The 715-nt window shown below is 61.9% G+C and carries 1 pseudogene; it reads left to right on the top strand.

Annotated features, from left to right (window positions below):
* Positions 1 to 138: 138 nt before the first annotated feature.
* A pseudogene (locus AC1D15_RS35660) lies at positions 139 to 715 on the top strand (hypothetical protein); the annotation flags it as partial.

The following is a 715-nucleotide window of genomic DNA, read 5'->3' as shown; positions in this document are numbered from 1 at the left end:
ACACGGAACTGTGCCGGTGCCGCCGCAACGGTCAGCGGGGCGGTTGGCGAGGCGGCTGCGCCGACCGGGATGGCGAAGTTCTCGCCGAGGGACGTCACGAACGCATGGTCGACGGACAAGCGCTTTCTTGAGACCACAGTGAACCCGCTGGGTCACGAGGAGAAGAGAACCTACGACGGTCGATTTGGCACGGCCACCAGCCTTCGCGATCCGAACGGGGCGACGCAGAGTGATCCGAGTCTTTCGACGACCCAGTGGACCTATGACGATCTGGGTCGCAAGACGCTGGAGATTCACGCCGACAAGACACGAATCAAGTGGGAGTACGTCTACTGCACGTACAACGATGACATTGCGTGGAAGCAGGATGTCTCTGTGCCGGCCGGTGCTGCTACCGGTTTGTGCAGCACCGTGCGAGCAAGTTTCCACTCGGGTTCCTTCTCCGTGGGGCCGAGCGTGGTGAAGCCGGTGTTCTACGTTCAGGCTACGCCGCTCAGATCTGACGGCACGGTCAACGGAGCCTACACGCGCACCTACTACGACGCATTAGGGCGAGAGATCCGATCCGAGACGGAAGGCTTCGACGGATCGAGCAGCAGCGAACCGGTGCAGGCAGACCTCATCTATGAGCTCGATGACGAAGTCATCGCGAAAGTCCTGCYCGGCGCGTCGTCCGTCAGCTACACGCGAGATGTGCTGGGCCGCGTGACTCGAC

Source organism: Rhizobacter sp. P2_H2 (assembly GCF_056403375.1).
Note: the sequence above shows the minus strand (reverse complement) of the source record. Positions and strands in the feature narration are given on the sequence as shown.